Origin of the sequence: Lacihabitans sp. CCS-44 (assembly GCF_024343735.1) — a bacterium.
GTDB lineage: Bacteria > Bacteroidota > Bacteroidia > Cytophagales > Spirosomataceae > Leadbetterella.
Genome location: NZ_RJUE01000057.1, coordinates 102,474 through 124,287 on the forward strand (window position 1 = coordinate 102,474; position 21,814 = coordinate 124,287).

22 protein-coding genes are annotated in these 21,814 nt (G+C 37.3%); all 22 read right to left on the reverse strand.

Annotated features, from left to right (window positions below; translation table 11 throughout):
* Nucleotides 1-35: 35 nt before the first annotated feature.
* The 22 genes from EGI26_RS12165 to EGI26_RS12275 all read right to left on the reverse strand — a co-directional run bounded on the left by EGI26_RS12165 (nucleotide 36) and on the right by EGI26_RS12275 (nucleotide 21,804).
* Nucleotides 36-1,262 (reverse strand): porin, encoded by a 1,227-nt coding sequence (locus tag EGI26_RS12165; RefSeq protein WP_255078665.1) that lies wholly within the window; start codon nucleotides 1,260-1,262, stop codon nucleotides 36-38.
* A 5-nt stretch (nucleotides 1,263-1,267) separates the two neighbouring features.
* Nucleotides 1,268-1,711 carry a ubiquinol-cytochrome c reductase iron-sulfur subunit gene (locus EGI26_RS12170; protein WP_255078671.1) on the reverse strand — a complete coding sequence of 148 codons (444 nt, stop codon included), beginning with the start codon at nucleotides 1,709-1,711 and terminating at the stop codon, nucleotides 1,268-1,270.
* A gap of 87 nt (nucleotides 1,712-1,798) precedes the next feature.
* The gene (locus EGI26_RS12175) at nucleotides 1,799-2,992 is read right to left on the reverse strand and encodes a di-heme oxidoredictase family protein (protein WP_255078672.1); all 1,194 of its coding nucleotides are present in this window, start codon (nucleotides 2,990-2,992) and stop codon (nucleotides 1,799-1,801) included.
* A gap of 168 nt (nucleotides 2,993-3,160) precedes the next feature.
* Complete coding sequence (locus EGI26_RS12180; RefSeq protein WP_255078674.1) at nucleotides 3,161-5,401, reverse strand: multicopper oxidase domain-containing protein; 2,241 nt, start codon at nucleotides 5,399-5,401, stop codon at nucleotides 3,161-3,163.
* A gap of 3 nt (nucleotides 5,402-5,404) precedes the next feature.
* Nucleotides 5,405-5,611, reverse strand: coding sequence for a heavy metal-binding domain-containing protein (locus tag EGI26_RS12185; RefSeq protein ID WP_255078675.1), 207 nt, complete (start codon nucleotides 5,609-5,611; stop codon nucleotides 5,405-5,407).
* Nucleotides 5,612-5,684: 73 nt separating this feature from the next.
* Nucleotides 5,685-6,245 (reverse strand): DUF2911 domain-containing protein, encoded by a 561-nt coding sequence (locus EGI26_RS12190; RefSeq protein ID WP_255078677.1) that lies wholly within the window; start codon nucleotides 6,243-6,245, stop codon nucleotides 5,685-5,687.
* Nucleotides 6,246-6,263: 18 nt separating this feature from the next.
* Entirely contained in the window at nucleotides 6,264-6,995 is a 732-nt protein-coding gene (locus EGI26_RS12195; protein ID WP_255078678.1) for a PepSY domain-containing protein, read from the reverse strand.
* Between the two features lie 33 nt (nucleotides 6,996-7,028).
* Nucleotides 7,029-9,539 (reverse strand): heavy metal translocating P-type ATPase, encoded by a 2,511-nt coding sequence (locus tag EGI26_RS12200; protein ID WP_255078679.1) that lies wholly within the window; start codon nucleotides 9,537-9,539, stop codon nucleotides 7,029-7,031.
* Nucleotides 9,540-9,543: 4 nt separating this feature from the next.
* Nucleotides 9,544-10,098, reverse strand: coding sequence for a 5-fold beta-flower protein (locus EGI26_RS12210; protein WP_310587958.1), 555 nt, complete (start codon nucleotides 10,096-10,098; stop codon nucleotides 9,544-9,546).
* 297 nt (nucleotides 10,099-10,395) lie between these two features.
* On the reverse strand, nucleotides 10,396-10,809 hold the full coding sequence (locus EGI26_RS12215; protein WP_255078680.1) for a hypothetical protein: 414 nt from the start codon (nucleotides 10,807-10,809) through the stop codon (nucleotides 10,396-10,398).
* Between the two features lie 85 nt (nucleotides 10,810-10,894).
* Nucleotides 10,895-11,200 (reverse strand): four-helix bundle copper-binding protein, encoded by a 306-nt coding sequence (locus EGI26_RS12220; RefSeq protein ID WP_255078681.1) that lies wholly within the window; start codon nucleotides 11,198-11,200, stop codon nucleotides 10,895-10,897.
* Nucleotides 11,201-11,299: 99 nt separating this feature from the next.
* Nucleotides 11,300-11,860 (reverse strand): AraC family transcriptional regulator, encoded by a 561-nt coding sequence (locus tag EGI26_RS12225; protein WP_255078682.1) that lies wholly within the window; start codon nucleotides 11,858-11,860, stop codon nucleotides 11,300-11,302.
* A 3-nt stretch (nucleotides 11,861-11,863) separates the two neighbouring features.
* A complete protein-coding gene (locus EGI26_RS12230) occupies nucleotides 11,864-13,294 on the reverse strand; it encodes a multicopper oxidase family protein (RefSeq protein WP_255078686.1) in 1,431 nt (476 codons plus the stop codon).
* 80 nt (nucleotides 13,295-13,374) lie between these two features.
* The gene (locus EGI26_RS12235; RefSeq protein ID WP_255078687.1) at nucleotides 13,375-14,241 is read right to left on the reverse strand and encodes a DUF3347 domain-containing protein; all 867 of its coding nucleotides are present in this window, start codon (nucleotides 14,239-14,241) and stop codon (nucleotides 13,375-13,377) included.
* Between the two features lie 78 nt (nucleotides 14,242-14,319).
* Entirely contained in the window at nucleotides 14,320-14,691 is a 372-nt protein-coding gene (locus tag EGI26_RS12240) for a hypothetical protein (RefSeq protein WP_255078688.1), read from the reverse strand.
* 203 nt (nucleotides 14,692-14,894) lie between these two features.
* Entirely contained in the window at nucleotides 14,895-16,121 is a 1,227-nt protein-coding gene (locus tag EGI26_RS12245; protein ID WP_255078689.1) for a porin, read from the reverse strand.
* Between the two features lie 4 nt (nucleotides 16,122-16,125).
* Nucleotides 16,126-16,569: a ubiquinol-cytochrome c reductase iron-sulfur subunit gene (locus EGI26_RS12250; protein ID WP_255078690.1), complete on the reverse strand. Its 444-nt coding sequence runs from the start codon at nucleotides 16,567-16,569 to the stop codon at nucleotides 16,126-16,128.
* A gap of 87 nt (nucleotides 16,570-16,656) precedes the next feature.
* Nucleotides 16,657-17,850 carry a di-heme oxidoredictase family protein gene (locus EGI26_RS12255; RefSeq protein ID WP_255078691.1) on the reverse strand — a complete coding sequence of 398 codons (1,194 nt, stop codon included), beginning with the start codon at nucleotides 17,848-17,850 and terminating at the stop codon, nucleotides 16,657-16,659.
* A gap of 163 nt (nucleotides 17,851-18,013) precedes the next feature.
* Entirely contained in the window at nucleotides 18,014-20,062 is a 2,049-nt protein-coding gene (locus EGI26_RS12260) for a heavy metal translocating P-type ATPase (protein ID WP_255078692.1), read from the reverse strand.
* A gap of 45 nt (nucleotides 20,063-20,107) precedes the next feature.
* Nucleotides 20,108-20,449 carry a heavy metal-binding domain-containing protein gene (locus tag EGI26_RS12265; RefSeq protein WP_255078693.1) on the reverse strand — a complete coding sequence of 114 codons (342 nt, stop codon included), beginning with the start codon at nucleotides 20,447-20,449 and terminating at the stop codon, nucleotides 20,108-20,110.
* A 25-nt stretch (nucleotides 20,450-20,474) separates the two neighbouring features.
* Nucleotides 20,475-21,113, reverse strand: coding sequence for a hypothetical protein (locus EGI26_RS12270; protein ID WP_255078695.1), 639 nt, complete (start codon nucleotides 21,111-21,113; stop codon nucleotides 20,475-20,477).
* A gap of 13 nt (nucleotides 21,114-21,126) precedes the next feature.
* A complete protein-coding gene (locus EGI26_RS12275; protein ID WP_409035368.1) occupies nucleotides 21,127-21,804 on the reverse strand; it encodes a HupE/UreJ family protein in 678 nt (225 codons plus the stop codon).
* Nucleotides 21,805-21,814: the final 10 nt, after the last annotated feature.

The window sequence follows — 21,814 nt, forward strand, 5'->3', positions numbered from 1 at the left end:
AAGAATCAAAAATAAAATCACACAATTATGCCTTTTCAAAAATAACTTGAAACCCCAAATTGAATAATCCCGATATTGGCTGGTGGATTTCCTAAGAAATCTCTTTGCTTTTGTCTGCGGTAATTGAGCCTAATTACTGTGGACGATATGGGTCTCCAACTAAGTGCAGGCATGATAGAGAAAGTTTCGTCATACATTTTTGTCGAGGTTTCGATAAACTTCCCAGTATTCCAGTCTACCCGCTCCAAGCGACATGACACATAAAATGTGGAGTTGGAAAAACCAATGATTGGTTTTTTGAAGACAGGTTGCACCACGTCTACAAAACCACCATTTTGTTTACTCCCATATTGTACCGCATAACTGCTCGGTAAATCGACATTTATCCAGGCCCACTCGGCTGTTATAGTAGTCTTTGTTTTTTTAAGAACGGTATTGAAGTCAATTGCAAAAACATTCAAGGCTCTTTTGGGTGCTAAAACAAAACCATCATCTTGAAATTTATTATAAATACCACCCATATACGAAAGTCCCAATTCTCCAATCTTTCGGTTTCTAATGGCCACTTTACCTGTGAACAATGGTTTGCCATTACTACTTTCTTCAAAGCGGTCTTTGTTTGCTTTTGCGGCAGACAGAGATGTTCGGCTGAATTCATTGTCAATAATAGTTTCATCAAAACCATTTGTCAGGTAAGCTTCGTATGCCAATACCCATTGCTTGGTGTATTTTTTGCCATAAATGCCCATTCCAACGTTTGAGAACGTGGCAGGAAGCAGCTGAGTAGCAGAAATTGGTCGATCTATAAATTCCCATTTAGGACCATCGTGATTTTGATTAAAAGCCCCAATAGGATTTACAACTATGCCCCCTCTAAAATTGAAAAAATTGTCGAACTGAAAATCGAGAGCCGCAAACTCTATATTTATTTCTTTTGTGCCATCCTCAAATTCTATTTCTGACATAAATTTGATTTTAGAATGCAAACTTCCACCCAAAAACAGCGTCATTCTCCGCATCTGGAAGGAAAGTCCTTCACTTATACCGTCAGTAACACCATAGTTGGTATTCAGTTCGGCGTAACCTCCAATGCCCAAAGGCGTACGACCCACCTGCAAAAATGGTCGATTATAAACCGCATCAATATTCATTTTGCCAGAGTCTGCCTTTGGTTTACGCTTAAATAAAGTGCTGTCGATTTGGGCAAAAACACTGTGCGAAATAAGCGAAACTAATATAACTGATATGTACTGTTTTACCATCTTTTTCAAGCTAAGTTTATGTAAATATTGTCACTATCTGTAGTTACATTGAAAGTTCGCAATGCCTTCTCTGCTGGCCCTTGAAGCACTTTTCCTTGATTATCAAATTCACTCCCATGTCCATCACAAACTAGGAAGTTCCCATGTGGACGAACCTCATTTCCTTGGTGGGTGCATTCTAAATAAATGGCCGAGTATTGGTCTTCGGCGATTCGAAAAACAGCGATTGGAAACCCCAATTTTTCATATTTGGCTACCACCACGTTTCGCAAACTTTGTACCTCTTTCTTGATTTCAATAAACTCACTTTTCTTGATAATCAATTTATTCTCTTTCAAATCTACCTGTTGGGCATAATAAGATTTGCTACATGCCTGCAAAGTCATGAGCATGGCACCTCCACCCAAACAAGTAAGACAACCAGCTTTAAAAAAATCTCTTCTTTTCATATTTTTATATTTTACTGCCAGATCGCTAAGCCGCAAAGAAATAATCGTTTCCCAGCGTGTCTAAAGACCTTTCCTGTTTGTTTCATACTAAAGGCTTTCTAAAAATTTAATCAGTAATTGTTTTTCGTTTGTAGAAAGTGCCGAATATTTCTCACGGCTGTTAACCGCTTCTCCTCCATGCAATGAGATGGCTTCGTCTATGCTTTTTGCTCGGCCGTCGTGCAATAAATGCACCTTGCCGCCTTGCGAATCTTTGGATAGACCTAAGCCCCAAAGAGGCGTAGTTCTCCATTCGTAGGTTTTGGCGGTACCTTCCGTATAATTATCGTCCAGAGCCTTGCCCATGTCGTGCATTAGCAGGTCGGTGTAAGCCGCAAACGTTTTGTTGTTTAGTCCTGCAATGCTCGATGACCCCGTTGTCATTTGTGGAATATGACAAGAGCTACATTGGCTTTTTACAAAAAGAGCTTTACCATCTTTTATGTCCTGATTTGCTACATTTCGCTGTAAAGGGGCTTTCAGAGTTTGTAGATATAGCACCAAATCCATGATTTCATTATCGCTTACCTCAGGTTCTTGGTTTTCTCCGCTAAAAGTGTCCTTAGCAGAAAACGAACTTACTATGCCCATATCTTGATTGTAGGCATTAACCGTTTGATTCAGGAGATTGTATGCCCCAGCTTTTCTTCCAAAACGGCCAATATACTTCCCATTTTTACTAATTGCGTTCGATTTTGGTTTTACAAAATCTGCTAATTCTATCCAGTTGGGTACACCCGAAATGCCATCGTTGTTTTTATCTTCTGGGTCAGAAAGAGCCAAAATGTCAGCATCAGAGACGGCCTCTAAAAACCCTAAGCCAGTATTTGCAGGAGCAATAAATGTAGAATGCGTAGCACCAGATGGTATGGTTTCAGGCATAAATCCCACAACAGCTCTGTGTTGTAATTGTGGGCCACCTTGATTCATAAATTGATTGCCCATTTCATTGATTTGGCCAAAACGTACCAGGCTTGTCGATGGATGCCCTTTTCCGTCGCCTGCATGACAACTGATGCATGAGTTAGAAACAAAAAGTGGCCCAAGGCCTGTGGACGAAGTAAATACTCTTGTGAAGGCCCCATCTCCTCGCAAAAACTTTGCAGTTTCGGCAGTAGAGAGAGCGTCTATGGTTCCATCCAAAACTTCATTTTCTTCTGGTGAACTGGGCAATATTTTTTCGCAAGAGGCTGATAAAAAACCAATTGCTGAAATCAGTAATGCTCGAAAAAGTATATTCATTTTATCCTTTGTATTCATGATTAGAGTACAAAGATATAAAATTTTAGAATATACTAAAATATTTGTTAGAATAATCTAACTTTTTTATTTTAAATATCTTTTCGCAAAGTCTTAAGGTGTAAACTCTCAATACCTTGTTGCAAATAATTTAAGAAAATCAGCTTCCAATTAATAATTCAGTATTATACCTACACCAAGCCCCATATCGCTGTCATAATGTAAATTTGTTCCTAAATTTTTGTTTATAATATATTTGAGACCTGCCATATATTCTTTGTCTGTATTTACCATCAGACTGGCTCTGAGACGTTTAGCAATCGGAATATCCTCACGCATCAATTGTACTCTCAGGTTTCCATCGTGGTAAACCTCTGTTTGCAAAATAAACAACATGGGCAAAGTGTAGGCTAAACCCAAGCTAAATTGTTGGCGATTGTCTTTTGTATTGGTTTGCCCAAATACATTCTTTTCATACTTGATCATACCCATTTCATCCATGTCAAACTTTCGGTAACGCCAATCAAATCCTATAAATGGCATGACCCATTGCATTTTGCCCAAATATCGACCTAAATGCGTTTCGGTCTCATAGCCGTGTTGATCATGATATCCGAGTCTCCATTCTGTTCCCAGCATCCACCGGGTATTTTGAATCATCCACATGCCATCGTTGCCATTTGTAGCAAAATCGTTTTCGGCCATTAGATGAAACCCTCTATCGTCTGCAAATAATTTTCGTTGAGCCAATTTAGGATTTGGAATTAAAGGATTTGGAGCTTGATTTTCATAGCTAAAAACCCTTCCCATTCCGCTCATCATGTGGTATAAAATATGGCAATGAAAAAACCAATCACCCTCAGCATTGGCATTAAATTCAAGCGTATCTGTTTCCATCGGCATAATATCCACGATGTTTTTAAGCGGTGCATGATTTGCTTTTCCATTCAAAAGCCTGAAATCATGGCCATGCAAATGCATGGGATGACGCATCATAGAGCCGTTGTAAATTATGATTTTTACGTTTTCTCCTTTTTTAATCAATATCTTGTCGGATTCAGAAACAACCTTGTTATCCATGCTCCAGACGTACCGATTCATGTTGCCGGTGAGTTCAAACTTTAGTTCTTTGACAGGCACATTATTGGGCAAACTGGTTTTTGTTGGAGATTTTAGCATTGCATAGTTGAGGGTAACGATGTCTGCAAGGCTATTGGCATTGTACCTGTTTGGGTCATCCTCTGTCTGTTTTGGTTTAGAATTTCCAGTAATTTCAGGGTACATTACGACGTTCATATCCATTTGGTTGAGGCTCATTTTCATACCCATATCATCCAAATCACCATTCTTTTTCATCATAGAATTCATCATCTTCATTCCCTCAAAATATTTGAGTCGTGGCATGGGCGAAATGAGTTGTTTCACTCCATCTCCAAAATATATAGATGCCGAATTTGTTCGATCTTCGGTGGTAGCCAAAAATTCAAAAGCCGTGCTTTCGGCTGGAATGCTAATCACCACATCGTAAGTTTCTGAAACCGCAATGAGGAATCTATCTACTTCTACAGGTTCTACATCGTTGCCATCGTTGGCCACTACGGTCATTTTACCTCCGGCATATTTCAACCAAAAATAGGAAGAAGCCCCTCCATTAGAAATTCTCAAGCGTACTTTATCTCCAGCTTTCAAAGGCTTTCCATCTATGATTTTTATGTCAGTTGATGGTTTTCCATTCATGAAAATTTTGTCGTAATACACATCACTTACGTCCATGGCCAACATTCGTTTACCCTCATTGAGCAGTTTGGTTTTTAGATGCCCCGCTCTAATAGCCTCCGCGTAACTTTGTGTGGCATTTTTTCTAATTGCAAACCAATCCGTGGCATTATGCAACATTCTATGCACGTTTTCGGGTTTATAGTCTGTCCATTCGCTCAGTACTATCGGAACGGTTGGCAAATCATCTATACCTTTTCGAAATGTTGGGTCTTTTGGTTTTTTTAGCATCACAAAGTTTCCATACATGCCTATTTGCTCCTGCAAACCACTGTGGCTGTGGTACCAGTGCGTGCCGTGCTGAATAATTGGAAATCTATAAATATGTGTGGTATTGGGTTTTATGGGCATTTGTGTCAAATTCGGCACACCATCTTCTTTGTTGGGCAATAACAAACCATGCCAATGAAGCGAGGTGGTTTCCTTTAACTCATTATAGACATGGATTTCTGCCGTGTCACCTTCCGTAAAAGTGAGTGTGGGCATAGGTATTTGTCCATTTACAGCAATTGCACGTTTTTGCTTACCATTAAAATTGACAATGGTGTCTCTGACATACAAATCGTACCGAACCACTTTTTGACCTGCAACCGCAATAGAAACTAACAACAATACTATCAGATATTTAACCTTCATCTTTTATTTTTTTAAAGTTGTGGAATCTGGGTTTTGTGTAACAAACTCGGTCAAATCCATTCCACAATCTGAGCACTTTTCGCCTTCTTTGCCGGTGATTTCGGGATGCATTGGGCAAGAATAAGACTGGGTCACTTTTGTAGATTCGTTTTTGGCTGAATTACAAGACCCCAGCAGTAATACTAAGGCAACAATTATTAAATTTTTCATTTCAATTATTTACAACAATTTTTAATAAACATTTTCTTTAAAATCCATTTGAACATATCCACTATTTTTTTCATTACATATTCTCAAAATCAAAGGCTACGCTTAAATATTCCCAACTCATTTTTATTTTTCCTTTTTTGTCATTTGTAGCCAACACTTCATAAGTCAATGCCTCGGTTATTTTCTTACTTTTGCTTGGCTTCACATTCAATCTTAAAATATCGTTTTCCTGTTTGTAATCATCCGCAAGGTGCATATCCCAAGTTTTGCTAAGAATAATCGTCCAAGTTTTATTGTTGGGAATAGTAAAAAATCCATATCTACCTTTTGGAATATGCTTGCCTTGAATCATTACATCTTGCGAGAAATCAATCCAAGTGGCATGGTGGGCTCCCGTTGCCCATACTTGGTTGTAGGCCACCAGTCCGTTCCAAATTGACCTCCCTCTTACACTTGGTGAGCCGTATTCAATATGTACATGATTGCCACCTACCATTGCCATGGCTGTCATTTTGGGGCTTTTGGGCTTTGCGGCTGTTTTGGCAGTATCGGCTTTGGGCTGATGGTTTTCGTGCTGAGCAAACACATAGTTTGATAAAATTAAGCTCAAAACAATCAAGATGTTTTTTCTCATTTTCTTAGTATTTAAATATTATTTTCTTTTACGACTTACAAAAAACAGAATGAATCCAGAAAGGATAGAAAATAGACCGAACACAGAAAACGCTCTCAATAACCAATTAGAGATATTGTCTCTGCTTTGGTAGTCCATGGTGTGCATCATCCATAAAAAATCAAAAACTCTCCATTTGTTATTTCTGAATTTTTGAACTGTCCCCAATTCTGTTGAAACATAAACAGTGGTGTTGGAAGGATGTTCAAAAGTAATAGCATAGGCTGGCAAGGGGCTTTTACGATATTCATGATGCCCGTTTGTATTGGTTAGATATTCTACAACCTTTGGTTTAGCAGTATCTGAAAAGCTTTTTTGAGCAATCACGATGGCCTCAGACTTACTCAAAGGTGGACGAAGGCTACCTGTTTGGGCGTTGGCTAGTTGGATTTGTTTGGCTCGATCGTGCTCTTTTGAAAACACAATTTGATAAAAAGGTTCTCCTAAAATCTGGATTAGTTTGACGTCAAATAAATAATTGACGGTATCTTTTTCTTTTAATTTATCAATAACATTTTGTGGGCTGACCAGTTTTAAATTTGACCCAAGGGGATGAATATGTGCCTTTTGATGGTCGCCATGAATTTCGTCCATGTCAGACCAGCTGAAATAAAGCCCCCCAATTGTCCAAAATAGAAATTGGATGCCCAAAATAAGCCCAAGCCAACGGTGTGTTTTTCTGATTTTTCTGTGAAACTCTCCTTTTTTCATTATAATGGTTTAAAATAATACTTTCAAAATACTTTAGATTTTAACACTCCTCAACCTCAGTGCATTTGCAATAACAGAAACTGAACTAAAACTCATGGCCAATGCCGCAATCATGGGAGATAATAAAATACCAAAAAAGGGAAATAAAACCCCTGCGGCAATTGGTACACCAAGTGTGTTGTAAATAAAGGCAAAAAATAAGTTTTGCTTTATGTTTTTCATCACAGCATGGCTTAAATTCTTAGCTTTAACAATTCCTTGTAAATCACCCTTTACCAAAGTTATTTTGGCACTTTCTATGGCTACATCCGTTCCTGTTCCCATTGCGATTCCAATATCCGCCTGAGCCAATGCAGGGGCATCATTGATACCATCGCCAGCCATCGCTACTACTTTTCCTAATTCTTGAAGGCGTTTTATTTCTTTCAATTTATCTTCAGGCAAACAACCAGCTTTGTATGCACTTAAACTCAGCTCAGTCGCCACCGATTTTGCCGTATTTTCGTTATCTCCAGTCAGCATGATAACTTCCACACCTTGTTGCATAAGTTCTTGTATGGCTGCTTTACTAGTTATTTTGATAGCATCAGTAATGGATACAAATCCTTCTGCAATGCCATTAACAGCAATGTAAGACACCGTTTTACCTAATTTCTGCTCTACAATAATATTGTTTTCTAATTCCTCAGATACACTTGCTGCAACTTGTGCCATGAGGGCTTTATTACCAAGAGCTACCTTTTTATTATTAACTGTTCCTATGACTCCTTTTCCTGCAATTGCCTCGAAGTCTTTTACCTCAATCAACGAAATCTTTTTTTCTTGGGCAAATTTTACTACTGCTTCAGCTAATGGATGCTCACTGTATTGATTTAAAGAAGCGATGTCTTGTAACAAATCTTCATTTTGTTGGGTTGCATATATCTTTTCGACCGAAGGTTTGCCTTCGGTAATGGTGCCTGTTTTATCAATGATTAAAACATTTACTTTGTTTAAATTTTCTAAAGCTTCGGCATTTTTTATTAAAACACCTGACGATGCACCCTTGCCAACACCTACCATGACTGACATGGGAGTAGCCAATCCCAATGCACAAGGACAAGCAATAATTAAAACTGCTATGGCATTTATGAAACCATAAACTAAGGCCGGCTCAGGCCCAAATTTTGCCCAAACCAAAAATGTAAAGATGGAAATAACTACAACAATTGGTACAAAATATTTAGAAATACTATCCGCTAATTTTTGGATGGGTGCTTTTGAGCGGCTGGCTTCATTTACCATTTGAATTATCTGAGAAAGTAAGGTTTCAGAACCTATTTTTTCAGCAACCATTACAAATGATTTGTTGCCATTGATTGTTCCCGAACTTACAGAATCGCCTACTTTTTTATCAACAGGAATTGGTTCGCCCGTAATCATTGATTCGTCAATCGAGCCTTCACCGTTTGTTATTTTTCCATCTACAGGAATTTTATCGCCAGGTTTTAAGCGTAGCAAATCACCCTTTTTAATGTCGTGAATTGAAATTATTTTATCTTTTCCGTCTATCACCAAAGTGGCTTCAGTTGGGGCTAATTTTAGTAATTCTTTTATAGCACCGCTAGTTTGGCTATGGGCTCGTGCTTCCAACAATTGTCCTAATAGTACCAATGTTAAGATAACAGTAGTGGCTTCAAAATACAGATGGACAGTTCCAGTTTCGCTTTTGAATTCGTTTGGAAAAAGATTGGGAAACAGCATTCCGACAACACTAAACAAAAAGGCCACCCCCGTTCCGATACCCACAAGGGTAAACATATTCAGATTCCATGTAATAATGGATTTCCAAGCACGCACGAAAAACATCCAACATGCATAAAAAACTACAGGAAGTGTTAGTAGAAATTGCACCCAATTCCACTCTGCATGTTCCATTATTTTTATTAATGGGTCATTGGGTAACATGGCTGACATAGCTATTGCAAATACTGGGATTGTAAATGCCACAGCAATTTTCATTTTTCTTAGCAAGTCTTTGTAGGTCTTGTTATCTTCTGTTTCGCTTACGGATTTCGGTACCAAATCCATCCCACAAATCGGGCAAGCACCGGGTTCATCACGTATGATTTCGGGGTGCATTGGACAAGTATATTCAGTTATTTGCGAAATACTCGCTTGTTGTACCAAATCCATACCACATACAGGGCAATCCCCAGCTTTATCGTATAATTTTTCACCCTCACAATGCATTGGGCAGTAGAATTTGCCATTGCCACTATTGTGGGATAGTTTTTTTTCAACATTAGCTAAATCGGAATTTTTCTTAACTTCAATTTGGGAATTGAAATTCACCGAATTAGCATCCTCAATTATATAATTTCCGACAGCGGAAAGTGAAGTCTGAAACAGTTTGGTAGAAATGTGTTTCTGCATAGTAATGACTGCCGTTGGTGGCGATAATATTACAACGGCAGAAACACCCTCAATTGCGTTAAGGGTGTTTTCTACTTTTGTTCGACAACCATTACATGACATTCCTGTTATTTGATAGTTATGGGTCATGCTATTATTTTTTGCTTGATTTTGTTAACTTCATACCACACTTATGACATTTATCACCTTCTTTTCCTGTAACCTCAGGATGCATAGGGCAAGCAAATTTTGCATCTCCAGTCATTTTTGTATGATCTTTCATATCCATGCCATTTTGAAAACAGTATAAAACACAAGCCATGCCTTTGTAACTTGAATGCACATTGCCTACTTTGTGACCATCGGCATCAAAAATATCGCAAGTGGTTCCGTTGTCTTTTACATTAAGAACTACATCTCCGTTTACATTCTCAAATGTTTTGCCGTCTTTACCCATTCTACCCATCTTTTTTCCGTTCGCATCTACTAGGTTTCCCTGACCATCCATGTAGGCGATTTTTTTTCCTTTAACATCATAGACCGTATTTTTTTTCGAAATGTAGCCTACTTTAATACCGTCCTTCTTGATAATTCCTTTGTTATCAATACTTACTGGATGCTTATAGTTTGCAACTTGAGCAATTACACTTAGTTGAACGAAAACGATTGCTACCATGAGCAAACCGACTGTGTTTTTTAAACTTTTCATTTTCTTACTAATATTTTAGTTTTTATGATTCAAATTTACTCTGGGTTTTTAGTGTTTCTGTTACAATATTTCACCCAAATGTTGTAAAATTTCCTATTTTTCAAGAAGAGACATAGAATAACCTCTTATTAGCAAAAACTTCATTTGATTATATTTTCTACTTTCTTTTTTTGAATCTATAAAACCAACCCAGTATTACTAAAAAAAACAAGAGAAAAAACAACCACAAGAAGATGTGCATCCCTCCAAATGAATAATAATCACTGTTGTGCATCATAACCTTAACATCTAAAGTGATTAATGATCCATATTTTTGCCTTTCATTTTTCCCATCATGTCCATCATAGGCTTGTTTGTCATCATAGTTTTACACATGGAGGCCATCATAGAAGTATCAGTTTTGCAAACTTCCATCATGTCGTTCATCATGCTTTTCATCATTTCAGGGTCTTCTTTCATCATTTTCATCATTGCACCACGATCTTCCATCATCATTTTATGCATTTCAGGATTTCCTTGCATAGCCATTTCGCTTTTCATCATGGCCTCCATCATTTCTTTCGACATCTCGTTGTTATTAGCAATGGTGTCCATCATTGCCATTCGTGTTTCTGATTTTGAAAGCACTTGTTTTATATCAGTGCTTGGTTGGCATGCTGAAAAAAGAACAAAAAGACTGATGACACTTAAAGTTTTATTTAATATTTGCATGATTGGTTTGTTTTAAAAATTTAGAAAATTGTTCTTAAAATAGTAAGCAGCCTAAAAAGGTTTGACCGCTTACCAAAGTGATAAATTACATTTTACAAGCTTCGGCACATTTCAAACAAGCCTCAGCACATTTTTTGCAACATTCCATATCATGGCTTTCACATTCTTGTGCACAAGCTTCACAACATTTCACACATAATTCGCATAGTGCATCAGCAAACTGAGAATCTCTGGCACATAATCTAGCACAAAGGGCACAAATATCAGCACAATCTCTACATACTTTTACACAAGCCTCGTGTCCTGGCATAGTAGCACACATGGTACAACACTTTTCACATTCAATCAAACAAGCTAAGCAAGCAGCAATACAACTTTGACGATCTTTCATAATAAATATATGTTTTTTAGTAGAAGAATTTCTACAGCACAAAACTCCAATTATTACCTATGCTTTTATTTACAGAATTCTATATATGTATTTCATAATTCACACTTCGTTGATTTGTAGGCGTTTAACGTTCTTTGAAAGCTTAAATTCACTCGGAGTAATGCCAGTTACTTTTTTGAATTGGTTACTCAAATATGCGACGCTGCTGTAATTCATTTGGTCGGCTATCTCATTCAAATTCAATTCGTTGTAAGTCAAAAGTTCTTTTACTTTTTCAATTTTTTGTTGAATAAAAAAATGTTCGATTGTTTTATCTTCAATTTCAGAAAATAGGCTACTGAGTGTATTATAATCTTGCCTAAGATTACTTACCAAATAAACTGAAAGGTTTACTTTCAAATCATTACTTTGATTTTGAACCAAGTCTAATATTAAATTTTTGATTTTTTGAACCGTTACCAATTTTGCATCCTCAAGTAATTGAAAACCAATAAGATTTAGGTTTAAATTCAATTGTTCTTTTTGGTCAATTGTTAAATTTTTTGTTAAAACTATTTCACCCAATTCTATAGAACTGAAATAAAGGCCAAGTTTTTCCAACTCAGCCCTCACTGCCATTATGCACCTTGGGCAGACCATGTTTTTTATATATAGTTTCATAGTTTATTTAACTTCAAAGTTTAGCATCATGCCATCATCCTCATGCTCAAGATTATGGCAATGAAAAACGAATTTCCCTTTTTGTGTGAATTTTATGATTACTTGAACTTTTTCTTTTGGAGCCACCAGTACAGTATCTTTCCAGCCTTTTTCGTGCGGCTGTATTTCATTACGGCCTCCCGAACGAGCAACTACCTGAAAATGAACACCATGTATATGCATAGGGTGAGGTTCGTCACCAGTTGAATTGTCGAATTCCCATGTTTCTGTTGCTCCTAACGACACCGTCTCATCGATTCGCCCTGATTTATATACCTTATTATTGATTCGGTGCATTCCACCATTTAGACTTAACATTTTCATTTTTAATGAAAAATTTCTATTTTGTGTGGAACCACTTAATTTTTGAATAGGAATTAAGCTTAAGGGTACTTTGAAATTACTTTCACCTTGCTTATTTACTATAAATTTTAAGATCTTGAATTTTTGCGTTCCTTGGGCGGTACCCATTCCTGAAAATTGGTTGCTTTCCAAAAATATTTCAGAATTGAGCGGCACTTTTGAAAAATCTATCAAAATATCTAATCTTTCACCTGATGATAAAAGTACTGAACTAACCACTTCAGGTTTTTCTAGAATTCCACCATCTGACCCAATTATATAAAAACTGGCGGCATTACTTAGTGCCAAATTATAAATTCGGGCTGATGAGCCATTGAGAACTCGGAAGCGATAAAGATTTGACGAAACTTTCAAAAACGGCGAAAATGTGCCATTTACTAAAATGGTTTCTCCCATATAACCGTTCATTTTTTCGTCCATATTGGGTTTGTACTTTATTGTACCGTCGTCATTAAATCGCTTATCTTGAATTATTAGCGGAATTTCAAAGCTTTCAGTTGGCAAATTCAAAGCTTTTTCTTCATTACTTTCTACAATAAATAACCCAGCCAAACCTTGCGTAACCTGTCTGCCTGTAATTTCGTGAATATGCGGATGATACCAATTGGTGCCAGCGGCCTGATTTACAGCAAATTTATAATCAAAACTATTGTTTGCCATAACCATTTGGTCCGGATGCCCGTCCATTTCAGCGGGTATAACCAAGCCATGCCAATGTATATTTGTATGCTCTGAAAGTTGATTTTTGAAATTCAAATTCAAACTATTGCCGCTTTTTATCCTTATTGTAGGGCCTAAAATACCTGGCCCATAACCCAAATAACTGCTTGATTTACCATTTATTATTGTATCTTTTAATGACTTGGAAGCCAAGCTAGTTGCGTTATAAATAGTTTCAGGAATTTTCAGAGCGTTTCCAAAATCTGCAATTTCACTAACAGGTACTACGTCACCATCGCCCATGCAGCTAGACAATATGCCTCCAGCACTTAGCCCTAGTCCCAATGTTTTTAAAAATTCTATTCTTTTCATATTTTCAATAATTTGCCAATTAGGCAGAAGGCCTCAAGGCAAGGAACTTTAATAAAGGTCTTGATAACTTAATGAATATCTCATTTGATAACCTCAACAACGCTACCACATGTTAACATCATGGAACCATAATACGGATTTTTAACTGAGTTTTCCTTACTTAACCAGTTGGCTCCTTTTCCGTCGTTTGCCATTGGACAGAATTGGTAATAAACGGGCGACTCCTGCTTTGATACTTTTATGAGCTGATAAATGTTTTTTGAAAGTGGAATAAAATGCTCTCTTTGATGAGCAGGGTCTTTGGTGTCTACAATATGCTCAGCATCAACACCCAAATCCTTTACAACTTTCATCCATACTGTATGTTCATCAGCCTGTAGTTTTTCCATCTTTACAGCAGTGATAGCCGCTAAAAGTGATTTAGCTTTAGTCGACGCTAAGCCTCCATCGGTTTTTACTAGTGCATCTTTTAGGGCAAAATAATTATCAAAAACCGCTTTCAGCTGTAATATTTCCTGATTTTGAATCGGCATAGCTGCGTGGTCGTGCTTGTCAGTTTTAGAAACCGAGGCAGTCATTTCTGATTCCTTGTTTACCAATGATTTGGCATTTCTTTCATATTGACAACACGAAGGTAGCTGTGAGTAAACATCTTTAGGTGCGAGATAGGTTTCGCTATCATAACCTGCCAAAGCTATCCGTTTTAATATTTCGTCTACGTTCGTCTTTTTTGCATCGAAAGTAAGGGTCGCTATTTTGGTATCTTCGTTCCAGTCTACCTCAGCAATTTTTTTTATGTTACCTGCTTTTTCAATCGTTGCTTCACACATTTCGCAGTTTCCATAAATTTTCATGGACTCGGATTGTGCGTTTTTTATTTGAGCTTTACAAGCTAAGAATGCTAACAAAATAATAGTTGTTAACAATATTTTTGATATTGATTTCATTTGATAAATTAAAATAGTGAAAGAAAAAAAATGGGGGACAGTCTCAAAAAGACGTAATTATCCCTTAAATCGAATTAATCAGCTTATTTTGGGACGTTGCCAATTGCTATAAAAGCCAGCAGTAGTTTCTAAAACTTGAAGAAGTGAATTCGGGATTTGTTTGTAAGTAAATTGCGAATCGTATTTGAATTCTAATGTGGCGGGTAATACGGAGAGCGTAATTAGAGTCATGCATTTACAAGACGGATGGTTACATTTATCACCGCAATGATCTTGCTTTTTTTGATTTTCAGCTACTTTCTTAGCTTTGCAGCAATCTTTCTTTCCAGATTTGCAACAAGACTTTTTTTCATAAGTATTTTTCATTTTACCACAAGCTACAGCATCTAAAGAACTAAAAGAAGTCCCCAGAATTATAAGAGCGAACAGTATTTTGAAAAATTTAGTCATTTTGAAAGGAATAACGAGCAAAAATAAAAAATGTTTCCAAAAATTAATAAAAAAACCTGTAAACTCATATCAAAATATATGTGGAATTTACAGTAACATAAAATTCAAGCTAAAAATTCTCCAAATTAAAAACTAGTATTAAAGCTAACCACTAATGAACAGTTCAAAGATAATTAAAAGTAATTTTGATATTAAATTATTCTTCAAAAATAGCTAGATAACCCAAATTGAATAACACCCGCATTGGCTGGTGGATTTCCTAAGAAATCTCTTTGCTTTTGTCTGCGGTAATTGAGCCTAATTACTGTGGACGATATGGGTCTCCAACTAAGTGCAGGCATAATGGAAAAAGTTTCGTCATACATTTTTGCTGAGGTTTCGATAAACTTCCCAGTGTTCCAGTCTACCTGCTCCAAACGACATGACACATAAAATGTGGAGTTGGAAAAACCAATGATTGGTTTTTTGAAGACAGGTTGCACCACGTCTACAAAACCACCATTTTGTTTACTCCCATATTGTACTGCATAACTGCTCGGTAAATCGACATTTATCCAGGCCCACTCGGCTGTTATAGTAGTCTTTGTCTTTTTAAGAACGGTATTGAAGTCAATTGCAAAAACATTCAAGGCTCTTTTGGGTGCTAAAACAAAACCATCGTCTTGAAATTTATTATAAATACCACCCATGTAGGAAAGACCTAGTTCTCCAATTTTTCTGTGTCTGATGGCCACTTTGCCTGTGAACAATGGTTTGCCATTACTACTTTCTTCAAAGCGGTCTTTGTTTGCTTTTGCGGCAGACAGTGATGTTCGGCTGAATTCATTGTCAATAATAGTTTCATCAAAACCATTTGTCAGGTAAGCTTCGTATGCCAATACCCATTGCTTGGTGTATTTTTTGCCATAAATGCCCATTCCAACGTTTGAGAACGTGGCAGGAAGTAGCTGTGTAGCAGAAATTGGGCGATCTATAAATTCCCATTTAGGGCCATCGTGATTCTGATTAAAAGCCCCAATAGGATTTACAACTATGCCCCCTCTAAAATTGAAAAAATTGTCGAACTGAAAATCGAGAGCTGCAAACTCAATATTTATTTCTTTTGTGCCATCCTCAAATTCTATTTCTGACATAAACTTGATTTTGGAATGCAAACTTCCACCCAAAAACAGGGTCATTCTCCGCATCTGAAAGGAAAGCCCCTCACTTACACCGTCAATAACACCATAGTTGGTATTCAGTTCGGCGTATCCTCCAATGCCCAAGGGTGTGCGACCCACCTGCAAAAATGGTCGATTATAAACCGCATCAATATTCATTTTGCTCGAATCTGCTTTGGGTTTACGCTTAAATAAAGTGCTGTCGATTTGGGCAAAAACACTGTGCGAAATAAGAGAAAATAATATAACCAATATGTACTGTTTTACCATCTGCTCAAGCTAAGTTTATGTAAATATTGTCACTATCTGTAGTTACATTGAAAGTTCGCAATGCCTTCTCTGCTGGCCCTTGAATCACTTTTCCTTGATTATCAAATTCACTCCCATGGCCTTCGCAAATTAGAAAGTTACCATGTGGACGAACCTCATTGCCTTGGTGGGTGCATTCTAAATAAATGGCCGAGTATTGGTCTTCGCCGATTCGAAAAACAGCGATTGGAAACCCCAATTTTTCATATTTGGCTACCACCACGTTTCGCAAACTTTGTACCTCTTTCTTGATTTCAATAAACTCCCTTTTCTTGATAATCAATTTATTCTCTTTCAAATCTACCTGTTGGGCATAATAAGATTTGCTACATGCCTGCAAAGTCATGAGCATGGCACCTCCACCCAAACAAGTAAGACAACCAGCTTTAAAAAAATCTCTTCTTTTCATATTTTTATATTTTACTGCCAGATCGCTAAGCCGCAAAGAAATAATCGTTTCCCAGCGTGTCTAAAGACCTTTCCTGTTTGTTTCATACTAAAGGCTTTCTAAAAATTTAATCAGTAATTGTTTTTCGTTTGTAGAAAGTGCCGAATATTTCTCACGGCTGTTAACCGCTTCTCCTCCATGCAATGTGATGGCTTCGTCTATGCTTTTTGCTCGGCCATCGTGCAACAAATGCACCTTGCCGCCTTGCGAATCTTTGGATAGACCTAAGCCCCAAAGAGGCGTAGTTCGCCATTCGTAAGTTTTGGCAGTACCTTCCGTATAATTATCGTCCAGAGCCTTGCCCATGTCGTGCATTAGCAGGTCGGTGTAAGCCGCAAATGTTTTGTTATTTAGTCCCGCAATGCTCGATGACCCCGTTGTCATTTGAGGAATATGACAAGAGCTACATTGGCTTTTTACAAAAAGGACTTTACCATCTTTTATGTCCTGATTTGCTACATTTCGCTGTAAAGGGGCTTTCAGAGTTTGTAGGTAAAGCACCAAATCCATGATTTCATTATCGCTTACCTCAGGTTCTTGGTTTTCTCCGCTAAAAGTGTCCTTAGCAGAAAACGAACTTACTATGCCCATATCTTGATTGTAGGCATTAACCGTTTGATTCAGGAGATTGTATGCTCCAGCTTTTCTTCCAAAACGGCCAATATACTTCCCATTTTTACTAATTGAGTTCGATTTTGGTTTTACAAAATCTGCTAATTCTATCCAGTTGGGTACACCCGAAATACCATCATTATTTTTATCTTCTGGGTCAGAAAGAGCCAAAATGTCAGCATCTGAGACGGCCTCTAAAAACCCTAAGCCAGTATTTGCAGGAGCAATAAATGTAGAATGCGTAGCACCGGATGGTATGGTTTCAGGCATAAATCCCACAATAGCTCTGTGTTGTAATTGTGGGCCACCTTGATTCATAAATTGATTGCCCATTTCATTGATTTGGCCAAAACGAACCAAGCTTGTCGATGGATGCCCTTTTCCGTCGCCTGCATGACAACTGATGCATGAGTTAGAAACAAAAAGTGGCCCGAGGCCTGTGGACGAAGTAAATACTCTTGTGAAGGCCCCATCTCCTCGCAAAAACTTAGCGGTTTCGGCTGTAGAGAGTGCGTCTATGGTTCCATCCAAAACTTCATTTTCTTCTGGTGAACTGGGCAATATTTTTTCGCAAGAGGCTGATAAAAAACCAATTGCAGAAATCAGTAATGCTCGAAAAAGTATATTCATTTTATCCCTTGTATTCATGATTAGAACACAAAGATATAAAATTTTAGAATATACTAAAATATTTGTTAGAATAATCTAACTTTTTTATTTTAATTATCTCTCCATAGATTCAATTTATCAAGTTGAATTCATTTGATTTTTAAAATAATACATTCCTGCCTCTTTAAAACTTCATATTCTGAATCCTAATAGCATTCAAAATTGCTAAAAGTGCAACTCCCACATCTGCAAAAACGGCCTCCCACATCGTGGCTAAACCGCCTGCCCCAAGTCCCAATACTATAGCTTTTACACCAAAAGCTAATACGATGTTTTGCCAAACAATTTTCTTGGTCTGTTTTCCTATATTTATAGCCATCGGTATTTTTGAAGGCATATCGTCTTGTATTACTACGTCTGCCGTTTCAATGGTGGCATCGCTGCCTAAGCCACCCATAGCAATGCCCACATCACTGAGAGCCACCACTGGGGCATCGTTTACACCATCACCAACGAAGGCAACCGACTCACCTTTAGCTTTGAGTTCTTTTACTTTGTTTACCTTGTCTTCAGGCAACAAATCGCCAAACGAATTTACTATTCCCAATTTCTCAGCAACAAATTTTACAACATTGGTCTTATCACCACTAAGCATTACGGTATTTACTCCCAATGCTTTTAGCTTATTCACAGTATCTTGGGCATCTTCTTTGATACTATCAGCAATAGTGAGGTAGCCCACAAACTTTTTATCATAAGCAATGGCAATAAGGGTGTAAACAATGGTTGTTGGGTCAATATCATAAGCGATTGAAAATTTATCCATCAATTTGAAATTGCCTACTAATAATTCTTTGTCATTTATTTCAGCTTTAAGTCCATGTCCTGAAATTTCTTCTACATTTTTCAGTTTGATGGTCGAGTCAATCCCACCAACAAAATCATGAATGGCAGTAGCCACTGGATGTGTACTTTGACTTTCTAAGGCATTAACCATTTTTAAGATTTCATCTTTATTAAAATCTTGCTTTATGATAAATTCTTGTACTTTAAACACCCCTTCAGTCATTGTACCTGTTTTGTCCATCACCACGTTTTGAATATTGGCGATAATGTCTAAAAAGTTACTTCCTTTGAACAAAATACCATTCTTACTAGCTGCACCAATTCCACCAAAATAGCCCAAAGGAATTGAAATAACCAAAGCACAAGGGCATGAAATAACTAAGAAAACCAAAGCTCGGTAAAGCCACTGGCTAAACTGATAATTTTCTACGAAAAAGTAAGGCAAAACTGTAATTAAGATAGCCAACAACACCACAATCGGTGTATAGATTTTTGCAAATTTTCTAATAAAAAGCTCTGTTGGTGCTTTTTGAGCTGTGGCGTTTTGCACCATTTCCAAAATTTTGCTCAATTTGCTATCTTTATAGGCTGTCGTTACTTTAACTTGTGAAACCGTATTGAGGTTTATCATTCCTGCCAACACCGTTTCGCCTTTGGCTTTGGTATCTGGCTTACTTTCGCCTGTGAGAGCCGCTGTATTAAATGAGGCCGTTTCGGATAATAGTTCGCCATCCAAACCCAGTTTTTCACCCGCTTTTAGTTGAATTATATCACCAATATTTGCTTTGGCGGCTTTTATGGTTTTGGCTTCGTTGTTTTGCAAAATCGTAACTTCATCTGGTCTTTGATCGAGCAAACTTTTAATATTGGCCTTGGCTCTTTTTACGGCCAATCCTTGAAAAACCTCCCCCACGGAATAAAATAACATCACTGCTACACCTTCGGGATATTCACCGATGGCAAAAGCCCCAACGGTGGCGATAGACATCAACAAAAATTCTGAGAAGATTTCGCCTTTGCGAATGCTTTCAAATGCTTCCATAAGAACTGGAAAACCTACAGGTGCATACGCTATTACATACCATAAAATACGAAGCCAACCTGTAAACCAAGATTGAGGAATATAATTATCTAATGCAATGGCAATTAACAATAAAATCAAGCTAATAATGGCTGGCAAAAACATTTTGAAAGTACTTTCATTTCCTCCCGAATGGCCGTGCTCATCATCATCGGTATGTTCATCGTGTTTTGGTTCATCAACTGCACAACAACCTACTTCTTTGTGTTCTTTCTTTAATTGTTTATTGACAATTGCATTTATTTTTTCTTCTTGCGTGCAACAAAGCTGTTTGCCATCTTTGTCGTAAATATGCTTATGTTCCATAATTGATGCTATTTTATTACCCTATTTATAAAAGTTAGGGTTAAATTATTTTGCCTCTTTATCGTGCGAATGACCCTCATCGCCATGCGAATGACCGTGTTCTTTATCTACAGAATCTTGTTTGGCTTTTTCGTGGTCTTCATTGTGTTCATGTGTTTTTGCCACCAAATCCATTTTGCAAACTGGGCATTTTCCTGCCGTTTCGTATTTTTTACCTTTTTCACAATCCATTTCACATACGTATTCTGTATGGGTAACGCTTGCTTTTACGGCTGTTGAGTCGGTTGTGGTTGCTGTGGCTTCTTTGGTTTCGCTTGTTTGATTATTACAAGATACAAACGAAACACTGGCAATAATTGCCGCTACTATGGTTGATTTTACTTTCATTTTTTTTGAATTTTAATTGTTTTGTTTAATTATCGATAAGTTGATATTCTCCTGACAATGTGATACTTACTTCGATGGGTTTGCTGGTTTTGTTTTTGAAATACCAACCATGTTTGCCTTCAAAAGGAGCAATAAACGAACCTGCCATATTTTTGGAATTGGCTACCGCATAACTTTCATAATAGTCATTTTTTTTGCTTGCAGTTTTTACATCACCGTGTAAATCAACAAACAAAATATCGGTGCTTTTCCAAGCATATTTTACTTGTCCGTGTTTCAACACAGCAATTTTGTATTCTAAACCTTTGCCCACAGGAATCGTGATTTTGACACTATCTATTCTGCTTTCGTATTGTTTTGTGGGGGCAGGATTATTGGCTTCTACTGGCTTTTGTGCTGATGGTTCTGAACCCACATTATCGAGTGTAAGTTCTTTGAAAACTGGTAAGTTTACTTGTTTTTCGACAAGTTTTGCATCTACGGCATTCTCATTTTGATATAATCGAGAAAAACCCAAAATTTTGCCTAAACCTGTATAATCTTTGCCGTATTCGGCTGGCAAAACGGCTACAATTGCAATGATTAATGAGGAAATCAAAGCAATAATGGTTGCTTTTTTTATTTGTGAAGCACTGAGATTGGGTTGAGAATTGTTATTTTCCATTTTGAATATTATTTTAAGAATTAAAGAAACCTGTAAGTTGAAAAACCATCAATACAAAGCCCGCAATCATGAGCAAAACATTGGTAATGGTTGAAAAACGAGCAAAAGAATCATATTTCCGCCAAATACTTATTAAAATCAGCACATATAAAAGTGCTAAAAATTGCCCGATTTCAACACCGATATTGAAACCAATTAGGTTAGTCAATAAGCCGTTTTTGTTGAAGTTAAATTCTTGAAGTTTGGTAGCCAAGCCCAAACCATGAAACAACCCAAAAATTAGCACTGCCAACTTGGTATTGGGCTGAACACCAAACACTTTCTGAAAACCGCCCAAATTTTCAAAGCCCTTATAAACGATTGACAGGGCTATGATAGCATCTATCAAATAAGCATTTATCCGAATGTTGAGCAAGACACCTCCCAACAATGTAAGGCTATGACCCAAAGTGAAAAAGCTAACGTATAGCAATATTTCTTTAGGTTTGTAAAGAAAGAAAATAACGCCTACCAAAAACAGCAGGTGGTCGTAACCCGTAATCATGTGCTTTGCACCGATGTACAAAAAAGGCATAAAAGCAGAGCCATTATTATCCATCAAAAACACTTTGGTTTCGTCATCTACACCGTGGGCATATAGATTTGTCCCCCATAAAATGGTAAGCAGACAGGCAAAAATGTACTGCTTCATGTTTTGTTTC